At 71.4% G+C, this 17,576-nt stretch carries 18 protein-coding genes and 1 pseudogene; 8 read left to right on the top strand and 11 right to left on the bottom strand.

Annotated elements, in window-relative coordinates; all coding sequences use genetic code 11:
- Positions 1-132: 132 nt before the first annotated feature.
- Positions 133-1,953 carry an RDD family protein gene (locus ACH4S9_RS00685; RefSeq protein WP_398368947.1) on the bottom strand — a complete coding sequence of 607 codons (1,821 nt, stop codon included), beginning with the start codon at positions 1,951-1,953 and terminating at the stop codon, positions 133-135.
- A gap of 425 nt (positions 1,954-2,378) precedes the next feature.
- On the opposite strand from ACH4S9_RS00685, the gene ACH4S9_RS00680 reads away from it, so the two are divergent.
- From ACH4S9_RS00680 to ACH4S9_RS00670, 3 genes are all read left to right on the top strand, one after another.
- Positions 2,379-3,341 (top strand): helix-turn-helix transcriptional regulator, encoded by a 963-nt coding sequence (locus tag ACH4S9_RS00680; protein ID WP_385340330.1) that lies wholly within the window; start codon positions 2,379-2,381, stop codon positions 3,339-3,341.
- Between the two features lies 1 nt (position 3,342).
- The gene (locus ACH4S9_RS00675) at positions 3,343-4,392 is read left to right on the top strand and encodes an NAD(P)-dependent alcohol dehydrogenase (protein ID WP_398368945.1); all 1,050 of its coding nucleotides are present in this window, start codon (positions 3,343-3,345) and stop codon (positions 4,390-4,392) included.
- A gap of 95 nt (positions 4,393-4,487) precedes the next feature.
- Positions 4,488-5,660, top strand: a complete 1,173-nt coding sequence (locus tag ACH4S9_RS00670) for an abortive phage infection protein (protein WP_385340326.1) — start codon at positions 4,488-4,490, stop codon at positions 5,658-5,660.
- 28 nt (positions 5,661-5,688) lie between these two features.
- On the opposite strand, the gene ACH4S9_RS00665 is transcribed toward ACH4S9_RS00670, so the two are convergent.
- A complete protein-coding gene (locus ACH4S9_RS00665; RefSeq protein ID WP_311727331.1) occupies positions 5,689-6,087 on the bottom strand; it encodes an SseB family protein in 399 nt (132 codons plus the stop codon).
- A 175-nt stretch (positions 6,088-6,262) separates the two neighbouring features.
- Between ACH4S9_RS00665 and ACH4S9_RS00660 the strand changes: the two genes are divergently transcribed.
- Together ACH4S9_RS00660 and ACH4S9_RS00655 are read left to right on the top strand one after the other, a co-directional pair.
- Positions 6,263-6,787 carry an AAA family ATPase gene (locus ACH4S9_RS00660; RefSeq protein WP_311727332.1) on the top strand — a complete coding sequence of 175 codons (525 nt, stop codon included), beginning with the start codon at positions 6,263-6,265 and terminating at the stop codon, positions 6,785-6,787.
- 8 nt (positions 6,788-6,795) lie between these two features.
- A pseudogene (locus ACH4S9_RS00655) lies at positions 6,796-7,414 on the top strand (zinc-binding dehydrogenase); the annotation flags it as partial.
- Positions 7,415-7,446: 32 nt separating this feature from the next.
- Here the strand turns inward: ACH4S9_RS00655 and ACH4S9_RS00650 are convergent.
- The 4 genes from ACH4S9_RS00650 to hppD all read right to left on the bottom strand — a co-directional run bounded on the left by ACH4S9_RS00650 (position 7,447) and on the right by hppD (position 11,673).
- The gene (locus ACH4S9_RS00650) at positions 7,447-8,634 is read right to left on the bottom strand and encodes an epoxide hydrolase family protein (protein ID WP_398368942.1); all 1,188 of its coding nucleotides are present in this window, start codon (positions 8,632-8,634) and stop codon (positions 7,447-7,449) included.
- 96 nt (positions 8,635-8,730) lie between these two features.
- Positions 8,731-10,101: an FAD-binding oxidoreductase gene (locus tag ACH4S9_RS00645; protein WP_398368940.1), complete on the bottom strand. Its 1,371-nt coding sequence runs from the start codon at positions 10,099-10,101 to the stop codon at positions 8,731-8,733.
- A gap of 95 nt (positions 10,102-10,196) precedes the next feature.
- A complete protein-coding gene (locus ACH4S9_RS00640) occupies positions 10,197-10,406 on the bottom strand; it encodes a hypothetical protein (protein ID WP_398368938.1) in 210 nt (69 codons plus the stop codon).
- Positions 10,407-10,515: 109 nt separating this feature from the next.
- Complete coding sequence (gene hppD, locus ACH4S9_RS00635; protein ID WP_385340319.1) at positions 10,516-11,673, bottom strand: 4-hydroxyphenylpyruvate dioxygenase; 1,158 nt, start codon at positions 11,671-11,673, stop codon at positions 10,516-10,518.
- A 141-nt stretch (positions 11,674-11,814) separates the two neighbouring features.
- On the opposite strand from hppD, the gene ACH4S9_RS00630 reads away from it, so the two are divergent.
- The 3 genes from ACH4S9_RS00630 to ACH4S9_RS00620 all read left to right on the top strand — a co-directional run bounded on the left by ACH4S9_RS00630 (position 11,815) and on the right by ACH4S9_RS00620 (position 13,202).
- Positions 11,815-12,282 (top strand): Lrp/AsnC family transcriptional regulator, encoded by a 468-nt coding sequence (locus ACH4S9_RS00630; RefSeq protein WP_311727337.1) that lies wholly within the window; start codon positions 11,815-11,817, stop codon positions 12,280-12,282.
- Positions 12,283-12,364: 82 nt separating this feature from the next.
- The gene (locus tag ACH4S9_RS00625) at positions 12,365-12,961 is read left to right on the top strand and encodes a helix-turn-helix domain-containing protein (protein WP_398368935.1); all 597 of its coding nucleotides are present in this window, start codon (positions 12,365-12,367) and stop codon (positions 12,959-12,961) included.
- Positions 12,962-12,983: 22 nt separating this feature from the next.
- On the top strand, positions 12,984-13,202 hold the full coding sequence (locus ACH4S9_RS00620; protein WP_385340315.1) for a hypothetical protein: 219 nt from the start codon (positions 12,984-12,986) through the stop codon (positions 13,200-13,202).
- Here ACH4S9_RS00620 and ACH4S9_RS00615 read toward each other — a convergent pair.
- From ACH4S9_RS00615 to ACH4S9_RS00595, 5 genes are all read right to left on the bottom strand, one after another.
- Positions 13,171-13,416: a hypothetical protein gene (locus ACH4S9_RS00615; RefSeq protein ID WP_398368933.1), complete on the bottom strand. Its 246-nt coding sequence runs from the start codon at positions 13,414-13,416 to the stop codon at positions 13,171-13,173. The genes ACH4S9_RS00620 and ACH4S9_RS00615 overlap by 32 nt on opposite strands.
- A 35-nt stretch (positions 13,417-13,451) precedes the next feature.
- On the bottom strand, positions 13,452-13,811 hold the full coding sequence (locus tag ACH4S9_RS00610) for a hypothetical protein (RefSeq protein ID WP_398368931.1): 360 nt from the start codon (positions 13,809-13,811) through the stop codon (positions 13,452-13,454).
- A gap of 25 nt (positions 13,812-13,836) precedes the next feature.
- Positions 13,837-14,625, bottom strand: coding sequence for a S16 family serine protease (locus ACH4S9_RS00605; protein WP_311727341.1), 789 nt, complete (start codon positions 14,623-14,625; stop codon positions 13,837-13,839).
- A 117-nt stretch (positions 14,626-14,742) separates the two neighbouring features.
- Positions 14,743-15,384, bottom strand: coding sequence for a helix-turn-helix domain-containing protein (locus ACH4S9_RS00600; RefSeq protein WP_311727342.1), 642 nt, complete (start codon positions 15,382-15,384; stop codon positions 14,743-14,745).
- A gap of 345 nt (positions 15,385-15,729) precedes the next feature.
- The gene (locus ACH4S9_RS00595; RefSeq protein WP_311727343.1) at positions 15,730-17,529 is read right to left on the bottom strand and encodes a DEAD/DEAH box helicase; all 1,800 of its coding nucleotides are present in this window, start codon (positions 17,527-17,529) and stop codon (positions 15,730-15,732) included.
- Between the last annotated feature and the right edge of the window lie 47 nt (positions 17,530-17,576).

Below are 17,576 nucleotides of genomic sequence, written 5' to 3'. Positions count from 1 at the left end.
GGCCCGAGTCGACCCCGGAGCCGGGACCGCCGCATCCGGCGCGCTCCGTTCGGGCGAGCGGGATGGACCGTACGAGTCAGCGCCCCGTGACCTCGGTAACCGACCCGGGCCCGTACACCGACGCGGGGCCGCTCAGCCGCGCCCCGCCACGAAGGTGCGCGCCGCCTTGTCGTGCCAGCACTGCCGCCATGGGCGGTCGAACAGGCACCACAGCACGTTGAAGACCCCGATCACCAGCAGCCAGAGCACCCCGTACACCAGCCAGCGGCGCAGCGCGGCGCCGAACGAGGGGCTGTCGTGCCCCTCGATGTCCAGGACCCGCACCCCGCACAGCTTCTTGCCCAGCGTGGCACCCCACTTGGCGGTCGGCAGCGCCTCGTAGATCAGCCCGACCACGAGCAGCAGGCCGAGCACCACCCCGAGGTAGACGCCCGTCGTGCCGTCCAGCCAGTAGACGGTGACGGTCTCGCCGGTCAGCTTGGCGCGCTCCACCTTCTCGTCGAAGTGGTCGCTCGCCTTGGTCCACAGCGGATACGCGGCCGCGCCGACGACACCGAGGAGTACGGCGGAGTCGATGATCCGGGCCAGGAGGCGACGGCCGAGGGCGGCGGGCCGCCCCTGGGCCTGGGCGGCCCGCTGGAAGGGGTTGTCGACGGGGGGCTTCCACGGAATGACGCCCTCCGGCGCACCGCCCTGCGCCCCGGGGGGCGGGGCGGCGCCAGGCGCGGGCTGCTGCGCGAGCTGCCGCACCTGCTGCTGCCACCCTGGCTGGGGCTGCGGCTGCGGCTGCGGGTGGGCCTGCGGCTGCGGCTGGGGCTGGGGCTGGGGCTGAGGGTGGGCCTGCGGCTGCGGCTGGTGCCGGGCCGCGGGCGCGCCGCCCTGAACGGGGACGCCGCCGCCGGGGACCCCGCCCGGGCCCTGCGCGGGAGCGCCACCGGGGAGCACGACGCCACCTTGTGGGGGCAGCGCACCCGGGCCCTGCGCGGGAGCGGCGGGAGCGGCCCCACCGGGCTGCCCACCGGGCTGCGCGGGGTTCGCCGCACCACCGCCCTGCTTCGGGGCACCGCGCCCGAGAGCACGGATCGTCATGGTGCCCTCGTCGCGCGTGGGCGCGCCGCCGCCCGCACCCGGTCCGGCCTGGCCGGGCCGGACCGCGCGGATGGAGATCGTGCCGTCCCCGCCGGTCGTACGCCCACCACCGGGCGTGTCCTCCGGGCCCGGCGGCTCCGCCGGGGGCAGCTCCGGGGCCCGCCGGGCGGGCGGCAGGGCCTGCGCGGACGCGGGCGGTTCGGCACCGCCGGCACCGCCGGGGCCACTGTCACCACCCGGACCGCTGACGGCCCGGCGCGGATCGGGCACCCCCGGCCTGGCGGGCCCGCCAGGCCCCGAGCCCCGGGGTCCCGCCCCGGCCTCGGCCGGGTCCGAGCCCCAGGAGACGCGGCGGTCCTGTTCGCCGCCGAAGCCGGACTGCCGGGACGCGTCCGCCTGCCAGGCCGACGCGGGCTCCGGCCGGGTGCCGTGCAGCCGCTGCGGGTCGTTCCAGTCCATGGCGGCCGGAGTCGCGCCGCCCACGCCCGGGAACGGCGGCACCGGCTCGGGCCCCTGCCCGCTCCGCGCGTCGGGCCGCACCTCCGGCCGCCCGTCCCCTCGTACGTCCATCTCGCCGCGCGGACGCAGCTCGGGCAGCGCCGCCCGGCCGCTGTCCCCGGCGGGCGGAGGCTCCTCGTCCAGATACATGGGGCCGGTCTCGTCCGGCAGGGGCGCGGTGACGTGCGTGTAGGTCACCCCGGGCGGCGGGGCGGGCATGGCCTCGCCCACACCCGGCGCGGGCCGGCTGGTGCCGGGCACCCAGGCGGCGCCGTTCCAGTAACGGATGTAGTTGGGGATGGACGGATCCGGATAAAAGCCAGGAATGGAGGTGCCGTCCGCGGATCCTGAGGTAGGGGCGCTCATGATCTCCGATGTCCCGTATCTGCTCGGCCGTGCTGTGCTGCGCCGCGCCTGTGAGGTGCGTCGCGGTGGGGGGCGACAAGCAGTCTGCCGTACAAGAGCCGCAGTGCAACACGGAGCGCGCTGTCAAGGTCTATCAGACCGGCCCGGGGGCCGTAGCCCTCATCGGCGGGCACCACTCTCCCGTGCGAGCGCGCCACCACCGCACAAGCGGACGTCTCCGCGCCGTACGAGCGGACCCCGCGCCGCACGAGCCGCCCCCGCCGTACGCCCGCGAGGCCGCGCCGTACCCCCGCGGGGCCCCGGCGGGGCCCGGACCGGCCGGGGGCCGGCCGACTGGTTCCGGCCTGCCTAGGTCCGGCGCCCCTAGGTCCAGCAGACCTACGTTGGCACGGCCGCACGCCTCTCGGGCCGCGAATACTTGAAACATGGACCGCAACACCGAGCTCAGTGAATTCCTGCGCACCCGCAGGGCTCGGCTGCGCCCTGAGGACGCGGGCGTGAGCCTGACCACCTCCGGCCCCCGCCGGGTGCCGGGGCTGCGCCGCGAGGAGCTGGCGCAGCTGGCCGGGGTGAGCACGGACTACTACACGCGGCTGGAACAGGGCCGCCATCTGAATGTCTCGGAGGCGGTGCTGGACGCCGTCGCCCGGGCCCTGCGCCTGAACGACACCGAGCGTGCGTACCTCTTCGAGCTGGCCAAGCCACGGCCCCGCCGCGCCCAGCGCCGCCGGCCGCCCCGCCCCCAGCGGGTGCGGCCCGGGGTGTACCGCCTGCTCCAGACGCTGGACGCGGCGGTCTCGCCCGCGTTCGTGCTCGGGCGCAGGAGCGATGTGCTGGCCTCCAACCGGCTGGCCCGTGCGCTGATCGTCGACTTCGACGCGCTGCCGTACCGCGAGCGGAACATGATCCGCTTCATGTTCCTCGACCCGGCGGCCCGCGAGCTCTATGGCGAGTGGGAGAACTACGCGTCGGAGATGGTGGCCGGTCTGCGGCTCCAGGCGGGCCGCAACGCCGATGACCCGGTCCTCACCGAGCTGGTCGGCGAGCTGACGATCAAGAGCCCGGAGTTCCGTACGTGGTGGGCCGACCACAACGTGCGGGAGAAGACCCACGGCGTCAAGATCTACCACCACCCGCTGGTCGGGGAGATGACGCTGTCCTACGAGAACGTGGCCTTCCCCGGCGATGCCGACCAGGCGCTGTGCATATACACGGTCGAGCCCGGATCCCCCTCGGAGGAGGCTCTGCGGCTGCTCGCCAACTGGACCGCACCCTCGCCCGACCGCCCCGCGGCCCCTTCATCCCCTTCCCTTTCCCCGTCCCCTCCCCCCACCCCTTCCGTATATCGGAACCCCACATCCGAGAACCCCACTCAGGGAGATCACTGATATGACCACCAGCGTCACCGCCTACGCGGCCCCGGCCCCCAAGGCCCCGCTGGAGCGCACCACCATCGAGCGCCGCCCGGTCGGCGAGCACGACATCCTGATCGAGATCGCGTACGCCGGCATCTGTCACTCCGACATCCACCAGGCCCGTGAGGAGTGGGGCACCGCCCTGTTCCCGATGGTGCCGGGCCATGAGATAGCGGGCGTCGTCACCGAGGTCGGCTCCGGCGTCACCAAGTACGCCGTCGGCGACCGGGTCGGCGTGGGCTGCTTCGTCGACTCCTGCCGCGAGTGCGAGAACTGCCTGGCGGGCGAGGAGCAGTTCTGCCTCAAGGGCGAGGTGGCGACGTACAACGGCAAGGAGTACGACGGCTCCCCCACCTACGGCGGCTACAGCACGCACATCGTGGTCGACGAGAACTACGCGGTGCGCATCCCCGACGGCCTCTCCCTCGATGTCGCCGCCCCGCTGCTGTGCGCCGGCATCACCCTCTACTCGCCCCTGGACCACTGGAACGCCGGTCCCGGCAAGAAGGTCGCCATCGTGGGCCTCGGCGGCCTCGGCCACATGGGCGTGAAGATCGCCCACGCCATGGGCGCGGAGGTCACCGTCCTGTCCCAGTCCCTCCGCAAGAAGGACGACGGCCTGCGCCTGGGCGCCGACCACTTCTACGCGACGAGCGACGAGTCGACTTTCGCCGAGCTGGCCGGCTCCTTCGACCTCATCATCAACACGGTCTCGGCGAACATCCCGCTGGACGCGTACCTCTCGCTGCTGAAGCGGGACGGCACGATGGTGCACGTGGGCGGCCCGGAGTTCCCGAGCTCCTTCCACCAGTTCTCGCTGATCATGGGCCGTAAGTCGATGGCGGGCTCGAAGATCGGCGGCATCCGGCAGACGCAGGAGATGCTGGACTTCTGCGCCGGGCACGGCTTCGGTGCGGAGATCGAGGTGATCACCGCTGACCAGATCAACGAGGCCTACGAGCGGGTCGTGAGCAGCGATGTGCGGTACCGGTTCGTGATCGACATCGCGTCGCTGAAGGGCTAGCCGACTGCGCTTTGGTCTGTGCAACTGCGACTTAAGTCGCAGACGCACAGACCTTTGGCCGACGACAGGGCGGGCCGAGGCTCCCGAAACTGGTGATGGGTCGCAGACAGCGGGCCCGGACACCAGGGGGAGACACAGTGCGGAGCAAGGGAATCAGCCGGGCGCGTTTTCTGGCGGGGGCGGGGGCCGTGGGGGCCGTAACGGCGTCGGGTGCGGCGGGGGCGCTGCTGACACCGGGCCGGGCCGAGGCGCGCAGTCGCCGCAGCCCGGCCGGCCTGACCTACCGGGGCGTGTCGTACGAGGTCATCGACGGCGACACACCGGCGACCAGCTGGAGCGCCGCGAGGATGCGCAAGGACATCCGGACCATCGGAGACGAGCTGCACGCCAGTTCCGTCTCGGTCTTCGGCACCGGTATCGACCGGCTCAAGGCCACCTCTTCGGAGGCGGCGGAGCGCGGGCTGCATATCTGGCTCCAGCCGCGCCTGGCGGACGTCTCCCATCAGGACATCCTCGACCACTTGGCGGAGACCGGCAGGCACGCCGAGCACCTGCGGCGCCAGGGCGCGCGGGTCCATCTCAGCGTGGGCGCCGAGTTCGTGCTGTTCGTCCCGGGCATCGTGCCGGGTGACAACGCGCTTGAGCGCGTCAAGAACATGCTCAGCGGAAACTTCGACCCCGAGAAGATGGTGCGCCGGCTGCGCGAGTTCACCGCGCGGGCCGCGAAGGTCGGCAGGTCCGTCTTCAAGGGCCGGATGACGTACGGCGCGGCGCAGGACGAAGAGGTCGACTGGGACCTGTTCGACATCGTCAGCGTCAACTACTACTCATACTTCCCGGACCGGGCCGACTACGTCCGCGAGCTCACGCCGTTCCTGCGCCGGCGCAAACCGGTCGTCATCTCCGAGTTCGGCACCTGCACCTTCAAGGGCGCCCCGGAGCAGGGCGGCATGGGCTGGTACGTGGTCGACTACGACAAGGATCCCCCGGAGATCATCGGCGATCCGGTGCGCAGCGAGCGGACGCAGGCCACGTACCTCACCGACCTGCTCGATGTCTTCGAGTCCATGAACCTCTACGCGGCCTTGGTGTACCAATTCGTCGCACCCGACAACCCGCACCGGGCCAGCCCGCGCTACGACCTCGACCTGGCGAGCTACGGCATCGTCAAGCCGATCTGGAAGACCTTCGAGGACGCGACGCCCCGCTGGCACTGGGAACCGAAGGAAGCGTTCCACGCAGTGGCCCAGCACTATGCCCGCCACTGAAGCGAAGGGCCGGTGTGCCCGTCCCCGCTCACCCAGCGGGACGCGTCAGCAGGGTCCGTACGCCACCGCCCGTGAGGGTCACCTCTTCCGGCGCGCCCGCGTCGATGGTCAGCGAGAGCTCGTCGGAGGGCCAGCCCTGGGCCAGGGCGCCCAGCGGCACCCGGTGGTAGCGGTGGATCTGCGGCAGGGCCTGGTGCATGCGGTCCGGGGTGGTGAAGACCGGCACGAGCTGGGCGCCGTCTTCCTGTTCGAGCACGGGCAGGGTCACGGCCCCTGGGTCCGTGTCCTCTGTGGCATCGGCGGCAGGGAGCAGCACTTCGCTGTTGGCAAGGGTGTCCAGCGCCGAATCGTCCGCGCGGGCGGCCGCCAGTTCGCCGAGGGCGTGTTGGGTGGCGGAAACGGTGTTGTCATCGGGGAGGTCGGTCATGATTCCGTCCAGCGGTCGGGGTGACATATGTCCGGGTTCTGGAGGCGAGTACCCGACCCCGTGGCGCTGACACATCCCGCGTCGGTGCGCTGCGCGCAGACCGGGCACTCGACCATACGTTCGAATACAGGCGATCCACAGCGTCGGCGCCCGCACGGCGCTAGCGTTGGGGCCCATGATCGTATGGCTCAATGGCACCCACGGCGCAGGCAAGACGACGACCAGTGCGCTCGTGCAGCAGCTGATCCCGGATTCACGGGTGTTCGACGCCGAGAAGGTCGGCGAGACACTCATGAACATCACGCCGGGGCTGCCCGTGACGGACAACTTCCAGAACTGGCCGCCGTGGCGGCCGCTCGTCGTCGAGACCGCCCGCCGCGTGCTCGACTACACCGGCGGCACCCTGGTGATGCCCATGACCGTCCTGGTCGAGGAGTACTGGCGCGAGATCAGCGCGGGCCTCGCCCAACACGCCATCCCGATCAGGCACTTCGTCCTCCACGCCGACCAGGACACCCTCCGCGGGCGCATCGCGGGCGACACCGTCGTCGGCCCCAACTCCCCGTTCCGTCTCCAATACCTCGAGCCCTACGCCGAGGCGGCCCGCACATGGCTCCACGACGAGGCCGAGGTCGTCGACACCACGCACCTCACACCCGCCCAGGCCGCCCTACAGATCGCAGAGGCCGTCAAGGGCTGAGGCCCGGCGCCATGTGCCGGGCCGATCAGGAGAACTTCTGCCGAGCCTTCCCGACCCTGACCTACGACGGGCGTCTGGGAACCGCTGCACGCCCTCGGTGTGGGGCCGGGGACCCGCGTCGCCGTGGCGGGACTGGGCGGTCTGGGCCATCTCGCGGTCAAGATCGCCGTGGCGCTCGGCGCCGACACCTCGGTTATCAGCCGCTCAGCGGACAAGGGCGACGACGCTCGCCGGCTCGGCGCCCACGGTCTCATCGTCTCCACGGACCCGGAGCAGATGGCTGACGCCCGCGACCGGTTCGACGTTGTCATCGACACCATCTCCGCCCCGCACGACCTCGGCCCTTACCTGGGCCTGGTCGCCATGGACGGAACACTCAGCCACCTGGGACACCTCGGACCCGTCACCGTGGAGACCACCGACCTGCTCGTGGGGCGCAAGAAACTCAGCTCCGCGGGCAGCGGCGGCAGGCTCGCGACCGCCGCCATGCTCGACTTCTGCGCCGCACACGGCATCACCGCCGACATCGAGGTGCTCCCCTCATCGCAGGTGAACGAGGCCCTCGACCGTCTCCGGCGCAACGATGTGCGCTACCGCTTCGTACTCGACATGTCCGATCTGGGGTGAACGGCAGCGCGGGCTCCGGGCTGCCGCACCGCTCATCGGCCGAGGTCGCGGAAGAACGCGCGGATGTCCGCGACCAGCAGGTCCGGCTGTTCCATCGCCGGGAAATGCCCGCCCCGGTCGTACTCCGTCCACCGCACGATGTTGTTCGTCCGCTCCGCGATATGCCGCAGCGGAATGAAGTTCTCGCGGGGGAAGACAGCGAGGGCGGTCGGGGTGGTGGAGGGCTCCGGGGGCGCGCCCCAGTAGGGGGAGTGGGCGCGCTCGTAGTAGATGCGGCTGGAGGACCCGGCGGTGCCGGTGAGCCAGTAGAGCATGACGTCCGTGAGGAGCTGGTCGCGGTCGACGGCGTCTTCGGGGCTGTCGCGGGAGTCGGTCCACTCCTTGAACTTCTCGGCGATCCAGGCGAGCTGACCGACCGGTGAGTCGGTGAGCCCGTAGGCCAGGGTCTGGGGGCGGGTGGACTGGATGTCGGCGTAGCCCTGGCGGTCGCGGGCCCACCGCTGGTGCAGTTCCCAGGAGGCGAGGGTGCGGGCGCGTTCGGCCGGGGCGAGGGTGGCCAGGTGGGCGGGGTCGGGTTCCTCGCCGGCGGAGGAGCCGGGAATGAGGTTGAGGTGGACGCCGATGACGCGGTCGGGGTGGAGGCGGCCGATTTCGCGGGAGATCGCGGAACCCCAGTCGCCGCCCTGTGTGCCGTATCGCCGGTAGCCGAGGCGCTCCATGAGTTCGGCGAACGCGGCGGCCACCCGGTGGTACTCCCAGCCGGTGTCGTGTGTCGGTCCTGAGAAGGTGAAGCCCGGGATGCTCGGCAACACCAGATGGAACGCCTCGGAGGGGTCGGCGCCGTGGGCTCTCGGGTCGGTGAGCGGGCCTGCGACCTGGGTGAATTCGGCGAAGGAGCCCGGCCAGCCATGCGTCATGATCAGCGGGGTGGCGTCCGGTTCGGGTGAGCGGATGTGGGCGAAGTGGATGTTCGCCCCGTCGATCGTGGTGGTGAACTGCGGCCACTCGTTCAGTCGGGCCTCGGCGGCGCCCCAGTCGTAGGTGTGGCGCCAGTACCGTACGAGCTCCCGCAGATAGTCGCGCGGGATGCCGTACGCCCAGCCCACTCCCGGGAGTTCATCGGGCCAACGCGTGCGATCGAGTCGCTCGTGCAGATCGTCCAGGTCGGCTTGGGGGATATCGATATGGAAGGGGCGAATGTTCTCGGTCAGGCTCGTCATCGCGACGCATGCTAGATCCGCCCGGCTTCCGAAGCGAAGGATATTCGCGCGCGTGGGCGCGGGCGCGGCCCCGCCCGCGCCGCGACAGCGCTGACCTCACACGAACAGCTTGCCCGGATTCAGCAGGCCCAGCGGGTCGAAGACCTGCTTGATGCCGCGCTGCAACTCCACCCCCACCGGGCCCAGTTCCCGCGCCAGCCACTCGCGCTTGAGCACCCCCACCCCGTGCTCCCCCGTGATCGTGCCGCCCAGTTCGAGCCCCAGCGCCATGATCTCGTCGAAGGACTCCCGCGCGCGCCGCGACTCGTCCGGGTCGGTGGCGTCGAAGCAGACGGTCGGGTGGGTGTTGCCGTCACCGGCGTGGGCGACGACGCCGATGGTCAGGGCGTACTTCTCGGCGATGGCGGCGGTCCCGTCGATCATGGCGGCGAGCCGGGAGCGCGGCACACAGACGTCGTCGATCATCGTGACGCCCTTGACCGCCTCCAGGGCCGGGAGGGTCAGCCGACGGGCCTGGAGCAGCAGGTCGGACTCGGCCGCGTCCTCGGCGGGGACGACCTCGGTGGCGCCCGCGGCGGTGCACAGCTCGCCGACGGCGGCGAGGTCGGCGGCGGGGTCCGGGGTGTCGAAGGCGGCCAGGAGCAGGGCCTCGGTGGAGTCCGGCAGGCCCATGTTGGCCATGGCGTTGACCGCGCGGACGCTGGTGCGGTCCATGAGTTCGAGCAGCGAGGGGGTGTGCCCGCGCTCCATGATCTGGCAGATGGCGTCGCTGGCGGCCGCGGTGGAGGGGAACTCCGCGGCGAGGACGAGCTGCTCGGGCGGGGCGGGCTTGAGGGCGAGCACGGCGCGGACGACGATGCCGAGGCTGCCCTCGGAGCCGACGAACAGCCGGGTCATGTCGTAACCGGCGACGCCCTTGGCGGTGCGGCGGCCCGTCTTCAGCAGCCGGCCGTCGGCGAGCACGACGTCCAGGCCCAGCACATATTCGGCGGTGACGCCGTACTTCACACAGCACAGGCCGCCGGAGGCGGTGCCGATGTTGCCGCCGATGGTGCACTGTTCCCAACTGGACGGGTCCGGCGGGTAGTAGAGGCCGCGCTCCATGACGGCGCGCGACAGGACAGCGTTGACCACGCCCGGCTCGACGACCGCGATCCGGTCCACCGGGTTGATCTCCAGGATCCGGTCCATCTTGATCAGGGAGAGGACGATGCAGCCGTCGGAGGCGTTGGCGGCCCCCGACAGACCCGTACGCGCCCCCTGGGGGACGACCGGGACGCGCAGGAGGGCCGCGGTGCGCATCACATGCTGCACCTGCTCGACGCTGCGCGGGAGGACGACGACGGCCGGGGTGCCCGCCTCGCAGAAGCTCGCCATGTCGTTGGCGTACGAGCTCGTCACGTCGGGGTCGGTCACGACGGCCTCGGAGGGGAGGCCCTCCCGCAGCATCTCGATCAGATCAGCCATGGCTCCAGACTCGCACCCGGCCGTCCGGGAGGGAAGATCGGCGCGGCGGGTGGGTCCGGGAGCGGGCGTTTCGGCGGATGCCCGGGCGACGGGCCCTAGGGCTGTTCCTGAGCCGTCAGGGCGGGCAGGTCCCGCGTGCCGCCCTCGACGGCACCCATCTGGCCCTCCACCGCGTCGGCCGCGTCGGGCACCGGGACAGCAAGCACTCCCAGCGCGCCCGACGCGGCCGCCTTCCCTCCACCCAGGGCGAACTTATTCCTGGTCAGCCGCCCTTTGGCGTACATGTCCTGCACGTCTTGCGCCATTCGAACCTCGACAACTCCCCATACACCACGCGGCGTTGTAATGGATAGCAACGCGCCGAGTGTAGACGGTCCGAAGTTCGTAACAGCTTTAGTTAGTACTTTCGCGCAGTCAGAGATTGCCGCGCCTGGCCTGTTCCCGCTCGATCGCCTCGAAAAGTGCCTTGAAGTTGCCCTTCCCGAAGCCCATCGAGCCGTGCCGCTCGATCAGTTCGAAGAAGACGGTCGGCCGGTCCTGCACCGGCTTGGTGAAGATCTGGAGCAGGTAGCCGTCCTCGTCGCGGTCGGCGAGGATCTTCAGCTCGCGCAGCGTCTCCAGGGGCACCCGGGTCTCGCCGACCCACTCGCCGAGTGTGTCGTAGTACGAGTCGGGGGTGTCCAGGAACCGGACACCGGCCGCGCGCATGGCGCGTACGGTCGCCACGATGTCGTTGGTGGCGAGCGCGATGTGCTGCACACCGGGGCCGCCGTAGAACTCCAGATACTCGTCGATCTGGGACTTCTTCTTGCCGGCGGCCGGCTCGTTGAGCGGGAACTTCACCTTGCGGGTGCCGTCCGCGACGACCTTCGACATCAGCGCGGAGTACTCGGTGGCGATGTCGTCGCCCACGAACTCCTTCATGTTGGTGAAGCCCATGACGCCGTTGTAGAAGGCCACCCACTCGTCCATCCGGCCCAGCTCGACATTGCCGACGCAGTGGTCGATGGCCTGGAAGTTACGGTGACGGGGCGGCTCGACCAGCGGGTCGGCGGGGGCGAAGCCGGGGAGGTAGGGGCCGGTGTAGCCGGAGCGTTCGACGAGGGTGTGGCGGGTGTCGCCGTAGGTGGCGATGGAGGCGAGCACCACGGTGCCGTACTCGTCCTCGACCTCGTGCGGCTCCTCGATGCCGGTGGCGCCGTGGGCGGTGGCGTAGGCGTACGCGGCGCGCGCGTCCGGCACCTCGATGGCCAGGTCGACCACGCCGTCCCCGTGGGCCGCGACATGCTCGGCGAGGAAGGTGCCCCAGGCGGTGGCGGGCTTGATGACGGAGGTGAACACGAAGCGGGCGCCGCCGGAGACCAGGACATAGCTCGCGCTCTCCCGGCTGCCGTTCTCGGGCCCCGCGTAGGCGACGAGCTTCATGCCGAACGCGGTGGAGTAGTAGTGCGCGGCCTGCTTGGCATTGCCGACGGCGAAGACGACCGCGTCCATCCCCTTCACCGGGAAGGGGTCCGCCCGACGCGCGCCTTCTCCCGTGGCGGCCAGGGTGTGATCCAGCGTCTCAGTCATGTGTTCACCGTGACTCCATGACTCAGGGTGCGCAACAGTTTGCTGATCTACTGGACAATCCGTGTAACGGATTCCGCGATTGGCCGGGCATTCTGTACACAGTGACCATCCTCACACTCCCGACAGGCCAGGAGGACCATCTTGGGAATCGACCGGCTCGACGCCCGGCTGATCGCGCTGCTCGCCGAGGAGCCCCGGATCGGGGTGCTGGAGGCGTCCCGCCGGCTCGGCGTCGCGCGCGGCACGGCCCAGGCACGGCTCGACCGGCTGCTGGCCCAGGGCGTGATCCGGGGCTTCGGGCCGGAGGTGGACCCGGCGGCGATCGGCTATCCGGTCACCGCCTTCGCGACGCTGGAGATCAAGCAGGGCCAGGGCCCGGACGTACGCAGCCATCTGGCGACCGTCCCCGAGGTGCTCGAACTGCACACCACCACCGGCCATGGCGACATGCTCTGCCGCCTGGTCGCCCGCTCCAACGCCGATCTCCAGCGGGTGATCGACCGGGTGGTGGGATTCGAGGGCATCGTGCGGGCCTCGACGACGATCGTGATGGAGAACCCGGTGCCGCTGCGGATCATCCCTCTGGTCCGGCAGGCAGCGGAGGACTGACCGGCTCTTCCGGCCGGCCCTCCAAAGATTCCGTTGCAAATAAATCCTTGCAACGGAATCTTTGCATGCTTACGCTGCCACCATGGCCGAGAACGAGAAGCCGGTGCCCGACGACGTACGGGTGCTCGACGCCCGCTCCCTGCGCGGACTCGCACATCCCCTGCGGATGCGCCTGCTCGACGCGCTGCGCGAGTACGGACCGGCCACCGCCTCCCAACTCGCCAACCGGCTCGACGAGTCCAGCGGCGCCACCAGCTACCACCTGCGGCAGCTGGCCACCTACGGCTTCGTCGTGGAAGACCCGGAGCGCGGCAAGGGGCGCGAGCGGTGGTGGAAGAGCGCACAGCGCGGCATCCGCATGGGTACCGACGAGCTGCTGCGCGACGCCGACCCGTCCCTGCGCGGCGCGATGAGCACCATGCTGTACGAGCTCGCCACCACCCACGGCCAAGAGCTGTCCACCTGGCTCGGCACCTGGCGCGACTGGCCCGAGGAATGGCGCCGCGCCTGGGACATCAGTGACTTCACCATCCGGCTCACCCCTGAGCTCGCCGCCGAGATGCGCGACAAGGTGCACGAGGTGATCGAGAGCTATCGCGAGAAGGAAGTGGGCCGGGACACCGAGGACTCGGCCCGCGTCCGCGTCCATCTGCACGCCTTCCCGCGCGACGAGGACTGACCGACCCCTGGGGGGAACAACCATGTACGGCGACGACATCCATCTGCGGCTGCACCGCATCCGGGCCGAGCGGCTGCGCCGCGAGGCCCTGCGCGCCCGCTCATCGCACCGGCCGCGCCCGCTCCACCGCCCCCGTCGGCTGCGGAGCCGTCTCGGCTGGACGCTGGTCGAGGTGGGCCTGCGCCTCGCGACGCCCCGCCCCTGGCCGGTCAGGTACCCGTCCCCGGCCCCACCTTCCTGAGCCGCGACAGGATCTTGTGCCGGGTGCGGATCCCCGAGGCCGCCGCCTGAACGAACCCGACGATTCCGCGGAGCAGCAGCGGGTGGCCCACCTCCGGCAGCAGCGACTGGACGGCGGTGGTCAGGGCCGCCTGCGAGGTGGCCGCGGCCGCGAGCAGCCGGCGCGCCGTGTCCTCGGAGATCTCCCTCAGGGCCCGTGACCCGCGGGGTCCCACGCCCCACGGGCCCTTCGAGCCGGGCGGCAGATCGATCACCCGTCGACGCCGTCAGCGCCGTCGATGCGCTGGTAGCGGAACCGCCCGGTGCTACGGTCCCGGGAGACCCGCAGGCCCACATGCGTGCCGTCGGTGCCCAGGGGTGACGTGGTGACGCGCGTCCGGCAGCAGAGCGGGGGCGGCACGGTCACCGGCCCCACGGGAGGAGCGTGCGGGGAGCCGTCCTTGTCCGTCAGGCGCGTACGCCCCTCCTCGCTCACCTCCGTCAACACGCCGGCCCGCCCGTCCACGATCACCACCAGATGCCGCAGGCAGGACCGCCAGCCCGGGTCCGGCCACACACGGGCCAAGAGGGCGGCGGGTATCGGCACGCCGACCAGCAGCCATGACTCCACAGCAGCCGCTCAGCAGCTCAGCGCCTCAGCACCTCGGCACCCTGTGGCCCGACTGAAGCGCCACCAGCGAGTTCACCGCGCCCTTGAGCGTGGTGACGGGGATCAGCCGCAGCCCCTGGGGGAGCTCGGCCTTGGCGTCCGCGCACTCCGCCCTCGGGACCAGGAAGACCGTCGCCCCGTCCCGCTTGGCCGCCTGGGTCTTGAGCGCGACCCCGCCCACCGCGCCGACCTTGCCGTCCGCCGTGATCGTGCCGGTGCCCGCGATCGTACGGCCGCCGGTCAGGTCGCCGCCGCGGCCGTCGCCGTCGAGCTTGTCGACGATGCCGAGGGAGAAGAGCAGCCCGGCGCTCGGGCCGCCCACGTCCGCGAGGCGCAGCCGCACCTTGACGTCCTTGGAGGAGAGATGGAGATAGCCGAGGGCCGCGCTGGTGGCCGTGTCCTGGGACTTCTCCATCTCCGCGGCGTTGTGCGCCTCGATCTCCTTGGTCGTCTTGCCGACGGGGTAGACGGAGTCGCGCGGCATCACGGCACGGTCGGTCTCGAACCAGCCGCTGATGACGTCCTTGAGCCGGACCGTGGCGTCCGGCCCGGTCGCCGCGATCGTCGTCATCCTCAGCTGGCCGGTGGTCTTGCGGGGCATCGCCTTGGAGATCTTGATGACCGGCCCGCCGTGGTCGGAGCCGAGGACGTTCACGGTCGTGCCGGGCTCCGCCACCGAGAAGGGCAGCGGCGCGAAGGCGGCGACCGCGAGAAGGGCGAGGACGGGCGCGGAGCAGATCGCGAGGATCCGGGCGCGCGGGGAGACGGCAGGCATGGGTGTGAATCTAGTTGACCGGCGGGGTGCGGGGCGCGCCACCCCGGCTCAGCGCAGGGCGCCGCCCGGTGTCGGGACAGGCCGCCGCCCGGTCTCAGGACAGGGCGCCGCCCGGTGTCAGCGCAGGGCGTCCGCGACCTCGCGCGCCGCGTCCACCACCCGCGGCCCCACCCGCTCCGGCACCGCGTCGCAGAGCATCACCACCCCGACGCTGCCCTCGATCCCGGTCACCCCGACCAACGGAGCGGCCGCGCCGCTCGCGCCCGCCTCCAGCTCGCCGTGGGTGAGCACATAGCCGGGGTCGCCGTCACGGCCCGAGCGGGCGGCCAGGATCGCCCGCCCCGCGGCGCCGCGGTCCAGGGGGTGCCGGAAGCCGGCCCGGTAGGCGACGTGGTAGTCGGTCCAGGTCGGCTCGACGACCGCGACGGCCAGCGCCTCCGTGCTGTCGACCAGGGTGAGGTGCGCGGTGGCGCCGATGTCGTCGGCGAGGGCGCGCAGCGCGGGCAGCGCCGCCTCCCGCAGCAGCGGATGGACCTGGCGGCCGAGCTGGAGCACGCCGAGCCCGACCCGCGCGCGGCCGCCGATGTCGCGGCGTACGAGGGAGTGCTGCTCGAGCGTGGCCAGCAGGCGGTACACCACGGTGCGGTTGACGCCGAGCTTGTTGGACAGCTCGGTCACGGTCAGCCCGTGGTCGGTGTCGGCGAGCAGTTTGAGGACGCGTAGTCCCCGGTCGAGCGTCTGTGAGGTCTCCGCGGTCACGACGCCCCCTCCTCCGTATGAGTGGCGGCTCTTCGCGGTGGGGCGCCGCCGGTCCCGACGACGGCGCGCCAGAGGCCGCCGGTCGTGGTCGCACACCGGCTGCGCTCCGCGGCGGCACTGCCACGGGGCGTGTGCGTTGGCCGGAACGGTAGCGAGCCGGTCCGCTGAGCGGAAGAGTTTGTCCAGAATCCGAGCGAGGCTGCCGGGCGGAGCGCCTCGCATACGCCGGGACGGTGGGCGTTTGCCCTGGTTTGACGGGCGGAAAAAGGCCAGGCCCGACGCGGCCCACGGCAAGGCGGAAGGGCTTACGGAGAAACCCTTCCGCCCTGCCGCAGGCATACGCCGTCACCTCATCCGCGTGGCCCACTCCCGGACCTTCTTGATCCGCTCCCGGAGCTGCCCGGCCGTCGCCTCCGCGCTCGGCGGCCCGCCGCACACCCGGCGCAGCTCGGTGTGGATCACCCCGTGCGGCTTGCCGCTCTGGTGGACGTACGCCCCGACCAAGGAGTTGAGCTCCTTGCGCAGTTCGAGCAGCTCCTTGTGCGTGACCACCGGCCGCCGCTCCGCCGGGAGTTCGAGCAGATCAGCCTCGGCGTCCGGCTTCTTGCGGCTGTGCGCGATCTGCCGCGCCTGCCGCCGCTGGAGCAGCAGCTGCACCTGGTCGGGCTCCAGGAGCCCGGGGATGCCCAGGTAGTCCTGCTCCTCCGCGCTCCCCGGGTGCGCCTGCATGCCGAACTCGGCGCCGTCGTAGAGCACCCGGTCGAAGACCGCGTCCGACTCCAGCGCCTCGAAGGGCAGCATGTCCTGCTCGCCCGTGTCCTCGTCCTGCTGCTTCTCGGCCTCCTGAAGGAGCTTCTCCTCCTCGGCGTACGGGTCCTCCTCCTCGCCCTCCTTCTTGGGCTTGTCGAGGACGTGGTCGCGCTCGACCTCCATCTCGTTCGCGAAGCCGAGCAGCATGGGGATGGTGGGCAGGAAGACGGAGGCGGTCTCGCCGCGCCGCCGGGACCGCACGAAGCGGCCGACGGCCTGCGCGAAGAACAGCGGGGTGGAGATGGTGGTGGCGTAGACGCCGACGGCCAGGCGCGGCACGTCCACGCCCTCCGACACCATGCGGACCGCGACCATCCAGCGGTCTTCCGAGTGGCTGAAGTCCTCGATGCGCTGTGAGGCGCCCGAGTCGTCGGACAGCACGATCGTGGCCTTGGTGCCCGTGATCTCGCGGATCAGCTTGGCGTAGGCGCGCGCCGAGTCCTGGTCGGTCGCGATGACGAGCGCGCCCGCGTCCGGGATGGACTTGCGGACCTCGGTGAGCCGCTGGTCGGCGGCGCGCAGCACGTTCGGCATCCAGTCGCCGCGCGGGTCGAGCGCGGTGCGCCAGGCCTGCGAGACGGCGTCCTTGGTCATCGGCTCGCCCAGCCGGGCCTCGAGTTCGTCGCCCGCCTTGGTCCGCCAGCGCATGTTGCCGCTGTAGGAGAGGAAGATGACCGGCCGGACGACGCCGTCGTTCAGGGCGCCGCCGTATCCGTACGTGTAGTCGGCGGCCGACCGCCGGATGCCGTCGTTCCCCTCCTCGTAGGCGACGAAGGGGATGGGGTTGGTGTCGGACCGGAAGGGGGTGCCGGTCAGCGCGAGCCGGCGGGTCGCCGGCTCGAACGCCTCCAGGCACGCCTCGCCCCAGGACTTGGAGTCGCCCGCGTGGTGGATCTCATCGAGGATGACCAGCGTCTTGCGCTGCTCGCAGCGGTTGCGGTGCAGCATCGGCCGCACGCCGACACCCGCGTAGGTGACGGCGACGCCGTGGTACTCCCGCCCGAGGGGCCCGGCGCTGTACTCCGGGTCCAGCTTGATCCCTATCCGGGCCGCGGCCTCCGCCCACTGCTTCTTCAGATGCTCGGTGGGCGCGACGACGGTCAGCTGCTGCACGACGTGGTGGTGCAGCAGCCAGGAGGCGAGCGTCAGCGCGAAGGTGGTCTTGCCGGCGCCGGGCGTGGCGACCGCGAGGAAGTCGCGGGGCTGCTCCTGTACGTACTTCTCCATCGCGCCCTGCTGCCAGGCGCGCAGCTTGCTCGCGGTGCCCCAGGGGGCGCGGCCGGGGAAGGCGGGCGAGAGGTGATGGCTGGTGGTGGAGGAGGCGGTAGTAGTCACGGTCTCCGTCGGGCTGATCGGCGAGGGGTTCGAGGACCGCGTCAGCC

The organism is Streptomyces sp. NPDC021225 (assembly GCF_044332865.1).
Taxonomy (GTDB): Bacteria; Actinomycetota; Actinomycetes; order Streptomycetales; family Streptomycetaceae; genus Streptomyces.
Note: the sequence above shows the minus strand (reverse complement) of the source record. Positions and strands in the feature narration are given on the sequence as shown.

Coding starts and splice junctions, on each gene's coding strand:
- ACH4S9_RS00640 (WP_398368938.1), bottom strand. CDS start 10,406: ATGGCGCAAGACGTGCAGGACATGTACGCCAAAGGGCGGCTGACCAGG.
- ACH4S9_RS00675 (WP_398368945.1), top strand. CDS start 3,343: ATGACCACCAGCGTCACCGCCTACGCGGCCCCGGCCCCCAAGGCCCCG.
- ACH4S9_RS00670 (WP_385340326.1), top strand. CDS start 4,488: ATGGGTCGCAGACAGCGGGCCCGGACACCAGGGGGAGACACAGTGCGG.
- ACH4S9_RS00650 (WP_398368942.1), bottom strand. CDS start 8,634: ATGACGAGCCTGACCGAGAACATTCGCCCCTTCCATATCGATATCCCC.
- ACH4S9_RS00645 (WP_398368940.1), bottom strand. CDS start 10,101: ATGGCTGATCTGATCGAGATGCTGCGGGAGGGCCTCCCCTCCGAGGCC.
- ACH4S9_RS00680 (WP_385340330.1), top strand. CDS start 2,379: ATGGACCGCAACACCGAGCTCAGTGAATTCCTGCGCACCCGCAGGGCT.
- ACH4S9_RS00660 (WP_311727332.1), top strand. CDS start 6,263: ATGATCGTATGGCTCAATGGCACCCACGGCGCAGGCAAGACGACGACC.
- ACH4S9_RS00685 (WP_398368947.1), bottom strand. CDS start 1,953: ATGAGCGCCCCTACCTCAGGATCCGCGGACGGCACCTCCATTCCTGGC.
- hppD (WP_385340319.1), bottom strand. CDS start 11,673: ATGACTGAGACGCTGGATCACACCCTGGCCGCCACGGGAGAAGGCGCG.
- ACH4S9_RS00620 (WP_385340315.1), top strand. CDS start 12,984: ATGTACGGCGACGACATCCATCTGCGGCTGCACCGCATCCGGGCCGAG.
- ACH4S9_RS00625 (WP_398368935.1), top strand. CDS start 12,365: ATGGCCGAGAACGAGAAGCCGGTGCCCGACGACGTACGGGTGCTCGAC.
- ACH4S9_RS00605 (WP_311727341.1), bottom strand. CDS start 14,625: ATGCCTGCCGTCTCCCCGCGCGCCCGGATCCTCGCGATCTGCTCCGCG.
- ACH4S9_RS00665 (WP_311727331.1), bottom strand. CDS start 6,087: ATGACCGACCTCCCCGATGACAACACCGTTTCCGCCACCCAACACGCC.